Below are 6,191 nucleotides of genomic sequence, written 5' to 3'. Positions count from 1 at the left end.
TTGTGATTTTTGAAACAGAAAAAACTATATTTGGAATCTATTAACTAAACCAAACTATTTATGTCAATTTGGAGAGTAAAACCTGTGGCTGCTTTTGAAGCAGACATGAAAAAAAATGATTTAAAAAGAGTATTGACAAAATGGGGATTAACCTCATTGGGTATCGGAGCCATTATTGGCGGTGGAATTTTTACCTTAACCGGAATTGCCGCTCACGACTATGCCGGTCCTGCTTTAGCTTTGTCTTTTGTAATTGCGGGCATTGGCTGTTTATTTGCTTCTCTTTGTTATGCTGAATTTGCCTCAGTCCTTCCTGTTGAAGGTTCTGCTTATGCTTATGCCTACGGAACTGTGGGAGAACTATTTGCTTGGTTTATCGGTTGGAACTTGATCTTAGAATACATGATGGGTGCGACTACCGTAGCTGTAGCTTGGAGTGGTTATTTTGTCAAATTACTCCATCTTTTTGGGATTGATTTCCCGATTTGGTTGTGCAACGATTTAACAACAGCCACCGAAAAATATGCTGAATTAGGACAAGCCGCTCCTGGTTTTGCCTTCAATTTACCGGCTTTCTTAATCACTTGGGTTGTTACCTATATCTTAGTCAAAGGAATTAAAGAAGCAGCAAAAACCAACAATATCATTGTAGTCATTAAAGTGGCTGTAGTTTTGTTTGTTATCATTGCCGGAGCTTTTTACATAGATACGGCCAACTGGCAACCGTTTATCCCGGCTGAAAAAACCATTTTAATCGATGGTGTTGAAAAAGTAAGCTTTGGTTTTGGCGGGGTTCTGACAGCGGCAACTATTGTTTTCTTTGCTTATATTGGTTTTGATGCGGTTTCTACCCAAGCGGGTGAAGCAATTAATCCTAAGAAAGATGTGCCATTTGCCATTGTAGCATCATTGGTAATCTGTACTATACTCTACATATTAGTTTCCTTGGTGTTAACCGGTATGGTTCCTTTTGACCAATTAGACAAGTCAGCACCGGTAGCCTCGGCTTTCAGTGAAAACGGAATCACATGGGCTGTATTCATTATTACCCTTGCAGCTACTGCCGGATTAACCAGTGTAATGTTGGTTATGATGTTAGGCCAAACCAGAATTTTCTTGGGAATGGCTAAAGATGGTTTATTGCCAAACTTCTTCAAAACCTTGCACCCAACCTTCAAAACACCTCACAAAAGTACCTTTTTAGTGGGTGGAATAATCTCAATTGTAGCCGCATTAACCCCAATTAATAAAGTGAGTGAAATGTGTTCAATGGGAACGCTATTGGCTTTTGCTATGGTTTGTGTTGCTGTAATGATATTGAGAGTTAAGAAACCGGAGTTAGAAAGACCATACAAAACACCAGCTGTCTATTTAGTTGGAACCTTAGGTGTTGCCTTTAATTTATTTCTAATGTATTTTGTGAGAAAAGAAACTTGGATTGCCTTTATCGTTTGGGGAATAATCGGAATAAGTGTTTACTTCCTTTACAGTAGAAAAAAATCTAATCTTAACGAGTCTTAAAAAAAGAAATCCAAATTCAAAAAAAGAATTTGGATTTTTTTTTCAGATATTTGTATAGCAAAAAATCATAATATGATAATATTATTGGCCATTATCGCCGCATTCGGAATGGGAATTGTTGTGGGTAAAAATCTTAAAGACAAATAATCTCAAGAACATGACATCGGATTGGAAAGGCTTACTAGCGCATTTAAAATTCCTCATCAAGAGAAATCCTGAGTGATGGGAAGCAATGTATCAATTATACAATGTAACAATATACCATTTGTTACATTTTAACATTGTTAATTTAATCCATTGAAACTATGCCATTATATCATAAACTGGGAAACATCCCTCATAAAAGACACATCATTTTTCGCAAACCTAATGGTGATTTGTATTACGAACAGCTGTTTGGCACTGTAGGTTTCGACGGAATGTCGACCAATTCCTATCACGAACACCGACCAACTCAGGTCAAAGAAATCAGAAAACAATACAGTGTGGCGCCAAAGATTTCTAAAGCCAATAATATACAATCATATCGCCTTCGCGGTTTTCAGGTCAATCCGGAAAACGACTTTTTGGAAAGTCGAAAAATTGTCTTAACCAACTCAGATTGCCACATTGTTTTGTCCGCACCAAAAAAATCAACTACGGAGTATTTCTATAAAAATACTGATTCCGATGAAATGATTTTCATCCATAAAGGTTCCGGAAAGTTGAGAACCATGTTAGGAAACATCGATTTTAAATATGGAGATTATTTAATTATTCCCAGAGGAATTATTTATAAAATAGATTTCGATACCGAAGACAATCGCTTGTTCATAGTAGAATCTCACCGCCCAATTTATACTCCGAAACGTTACAGAAACTGGTTCGGACAATTATTAGAACATTCGCCTTTTTGTGAGCGCGATATCCGTCGCCCATACGAACTAGAAACCTACGATGAAAAAGGAGAGTTTGTCATCAAAGTAAAAAAGAAAGACGAAATATTCGATATGGTTTATGCCACACACCCGTTTGATGTAATTGGCTACGACGGTTACAATTATCCGTATGCTTTTTCTATACACGACTTCGAACCTTTAACCGGAAGAATACACCAACCGCCACCGGTACACCAAACATTTGAAACTGATGCGTTTGTGGTTTGTTCTTTCGTCCCGCGCTTGTACGATTATCATCCGGATGCTATTCCGGCGCCCTATAACCACAGCAACATCGATTCTGATGAAGTATTGTATTATGTTGATGGCGATTTTATGAGTCGAAATGACATCGAAGCCGGACACATTTCACTTCATCCGGCCGGAATTCCACACGGTCCGCATCCCGGAGCTGTTGAGAGAAGTATTGGTAAAAAAGACACTCAAGAGTTAGCAGTTATGGTAGATACCTTCAAACCTTTAATGGTCACCGAAGAAGCTATGAAAATTGCTGATGACAAATACTTCCAATCTTGGTTAGAATAAATCAAACACAACTTTTGGTAACCTGGTTGCCTTTTTAAAATATAAAATTATGTCACAAGAAATAAAATCAGTCGAGTACGGCTTAGAAAAAATATTTGAAGGAGCGCAAGATTTCCTTCCGTTATTAGGAACAGATTATGTCGAATTTTATGTTGGGAATGCCAAACAAGCAGCCCATTTTTACAAAACTGCATTCGGATTTCAATCCTTGGCTTATGCCGGATTAGAAACCGGTATGAGAGACAGAGCCTCATATGTGTTGAAACAAGATAAAATTCGTTTGGTATTAACAACTGCCCTAAACAGTGATTCTCCGATTGGGGAGCATGTAAAAAAACACGGCGACGGAGTAAAAGTTATTGCCCTCTGGGTGGAAGATGCCCGTGCAGCATTTGAAGAAACTACCAAACGTGGCGCAAAAGTCTACATGGAACCAACGGTGGAAAAAGATGAACATGGAGAAGTAGTTCGTGCCGGAATTTACACTTACGGCGAAACTGTTCACATGTTTGTTGAACGTAAAAATTACAACGGTATTTTTATGCCTGGATATCAAGAATGGAAATCCGATTACAATCCTACTCCGGTGGGCTTGAAATATGTAGATCACATGGTGGGCAATGTAGGCTGGAACGAAATGAATACTTGGGTAAAATGGTATGAAGATGTGATGGGATTTGTAAACTTCCTGTCTTTCGACGACAAACAAATTACTACGGAATATTCCGCTTTAATGTCGAAAGTAATGAGCAATGGTAACGGCAGAATCAAATTCCCAATCAACGAACCGGCAGAAGGCAAGAAAAAATCTCAGATTGAAGAATATTTAGATTTTTATGAAGGCTCAGGTGTGCAACACATTGCAGTAGCCACTGATGACATCATTAAAACTGTGGCTGAAATGCGTGCTCGTGGAATTGAATTCCTAACGACACCGCCGCAAGCATACTATGATGCCATACCCGAAAGATTAAAAGACCATATGAACAAGTTTAAAGAAGACATCAACGAGCTTCAAAAATTAGGTATCATGATAGATGCTGATGAGGAAGGTTACTTGTTGCAAATCTTTACCAGACCGGTAGAAGACCGACCAACTTTATTCTTCGAAATCATCCAAAGAATGGGCGCCAGAGGTTTTGGAGCCGGAAATTTTAAAGCATTATTTGAATCCATCGAAAGAGAACAAATGTTGCGGGGAACACTGTAAAATTTCAGTTTTGTTAAAAATAATTTAAAAAAAGGCCTTAAAAAAGACTGTATTCTATTAAATTATTGTTAAAGTTAGTTTTTTACTTGTAATAACGCAACAGGTTGAATTATCTTTGCAGCTCAAAACAGAGGGGTGGTTCCCTCAAGTTTTGGATAAATTTTCATAATTTATAGTTTTTTGGTTGGTTAATAGCATAAAAACTCAGTCATTAATTTGATTGGGTTTTTTTGTTTTAATACTTTTGGAACGAATATTGTAATCGCAGTATAAAAACTATTCGAAATGAAAAAATACTTATTCTTATTACTGCTTTTTATCACTGTAAGTTTCAATACTCAAAAACCCGAAGCTTATGACACCGGTGAATGGTTTAAGTTTCGAATTCACTATGGTTTTATCAATGCCGGTTATGCAACTCTTGAATTAAAAGAAGCAACTCGAGAGAACAAAAAAGTGTACCATGCTATTGGTAAAGGTTACACTGTAGGTATGTCACGCTTTTTCTTTAAAGTGGACGACAATTATGAAAGCTACTTCGATAAAGTTACCAATAAACCATATCAATTCGTGCGAAAAATTGACGAAGGCGGTTATACCAAAAATCAAGAAGGTTTTTTTAATCAAGCCTCTAACAAAGTCTTAATCAAGAATTATAAAAACAACACCGAAAAAACATTTTCTGTTACCGAAAACGTACAAGATATAGTTTCTACCTTTTACTTTTTGAGGAATCACCCAAACATTGACAAACTAAAACCGGGTGAGTCAATTGTGGTAGACATGTTTTTTGATGATGAAGTTTATAAATTCAAATTAAAATTCTTGGGCAGAGAAGAATTAAAAACTAAATTTGGAACCGCATCAACTATGATTTTTAGACCTTTGGTACAATCGGGAAGAGTTTTTAAAGAAGAAGAAAGTCTAACGGTTTGGATCTCTGACGATGAAAATAAAATACCATTGCGCATTAAAGCCAGTTTGGCAGTTGGTTCTCTTAAAGCCGATTTAGATGGTTTTAAAGGACTCAAACATCCGTTTATGGTGAAATTGAAAAAATAATGAACAACAAAACAACAAACTACAACCAAGTCCTCACTGATTTAGAAAAAAAATTTGATGCCATAAATCAAAAAACCGAAACACATCTCGAAGGATTACTTTGGGCCAAACCCATAACCTATTGGGATTATATACAAACCGATGCCTTACTGAATCTTCAAACGCAGAGAACGGTTTTACCGGATGAAATGGTGTTTGTTATGTACCATCAAGTCAACGAATTGTTATTTAAAATGATCTTATGGGAAATCAATCAACTTTGTCATAACGAAAACCCAAAGACAGATTTTTTTACTGAAAAGCTCAGAAGAATCAGCCGCTATTTCGACATGTTGACGACTTCTTTCGACATCATGGGTGACGGAATGGAAGTGGAACAATACATGAAATTCAGAAACACATTAACTCCGGCTAGCGGTTTTCAAAGTGCTCAATACCGATTAATTGAATTTTCATCAACCGATTTAATCAACCTGATTGACTATCGATTCAGAGCTACCATAGACCGAAATACACCTTACTCTCATGCTTTTGAACATCTTTATTGGCAAGCTGCAGGAAAAGATTACCACACCGGAGAAAAATCGTATCTGATTTTAGAATTCGAAAAAAAATACCGCGAAGAATTTCTTCGATACATGGAAGAATACAACACCATCAATATCTGGCAAAAATTCAAACAACTTCCGATAGAAGATCAGCAAAATCCCGAATTGGTCAAAGCCATGCGTCATTATGATTATACTGTCAACATCACATGGGTTATGGGACATTTAAACGCTGCCAAAAAATACATCGAAAGCGGACAAGGTTCAGGCGAAGCTACCGGCGGAAGCGACTGGAAAAAATACATGCATCCTAAATACCAACGCCGTATCTTTTTCCCTGAATTGTGGAGCGATGAGGAATTAAAAAATTGGGGAGAAGGATTGTAA

The 6,191-nt window shown here is 37.1% G+C and carries 5 protein-coding genes; all 5 read left to right on the top strand.

The window, feature by feature from the left end; translation table 11 throughout:
- Positions 1–60: 60 nt before the first annotated feature.
- The 5 genes from ACIQ32_RS05120 to ACIQ32_RS05100 all read left to right on the top strand — a co-directional run bounded on the left by ACIQ32_RS05120 (position 61) and on the right by ACIQ32_RS05100 (position 6,191).
- A complete protein-coding gene (locus tag ACIQ32_RS05120; RefSeq protein ID WP_396194619.1) occupies positions 61–1,521 on the top strand; it encodes an APC family permease in 1,461 nt (486 codons plus the stop codon).
- A gap of 305 nt (positions 1,522–1,826) precedes the next feature.
- Entirely contained in the window at positions 1,827–2,984 is a 1,158-nt protein-coding gene (locus ACIQ32_RS05115; protein ID WP_396194618.1) for a homogentisate 1,2-dioxygenase, read from the top strand.
- Between the two features lie 49 nt (positions 2,985–3,033).
- Positions 3,034–4,194 (top strand): 4-hydroxyphenylpyruvate dioxygenase, encoded by a 1,161-nt coding sequence (gene hppD, locus ACIQ32_RS05110; RefSeq protein ID WP_396194617.1) that lies wholly within the window; start codon positions 3,034–3,036, stop codon positions 4,192–4,194.
- Between the two features lie 285 nt (positions 4,195–4,479).
- Positions 4,480–5,256, top strand: coding sequence for a DUF3108 domain-containing protein (locus ACIQ32_RS05105; RefSeq protein WP_396194616.1), 777 nt, complete (start codon positions 4,480–4,482; stop codon positions 5,254–5,256).
- Positions 5,256–6,191: a tryptophan 2,3-dioxygenase family protein gene (locus ACIQ32_RS05100; protein ID WP_396194615.1), complete on the top strand. Its 936-nt coding sequence runs from the start codon at positions 5,256–5,258 to the stop codon at positions 6,189–6,191. Before ACIQ32_RS05105 ends, ACIQ32_RS05100 begins: the two co-directional genes overlap by 1 nt.

The sequence above is a fragment of the Flavobacterium sp. genome (assembly GCF_044373165.1).
Lineage (GTDB): Bacteria > Bacteroidota > Bacteroidia > Flavobacteriales > Flavobacteriaceae > Flavobacterium.
Note: the sequence above shows the minus strand (reverse complement) of the source record. Positions and strands in the feature narration are given on the sequence as shown.

Coding starts and splice junctions, on each gene's coding strand:
- ACIQ32_RS05100 (WP_396194615.1), top strand. CDS start 5,256: ATGAACAACAAAACAACAAACTACAACCAAGTCCTCACTGATTTAGAA.
- ACIQ32_RS05120 (WP_396194619.1), top strand. CDS start 61: ATGTCAATTTGGAGAGTAAAACCTGTGGCTGCTTTTGAAGCAGACATG.
- hppD (WP_396194617.1), top strand. CDS start 3,034: ATGTCACAAGAAATAAAATCAGTCGAGTACGGCTTAGAAAAAATATTT.
- ACIQ32_RS05115 (WP_396194618.1), top strand. CDS start 1,827: ATGCCATTATATCATAAACTGGGAAACATCCCTCATAAAAGACACATC.
- ACIQ32_RS05105 (WP_396194616.1), top strand. CDS start 4,480: ATGAAAAAATACTTATTCTTATTACTGCTTTTTATCACTGTAAGTTTC.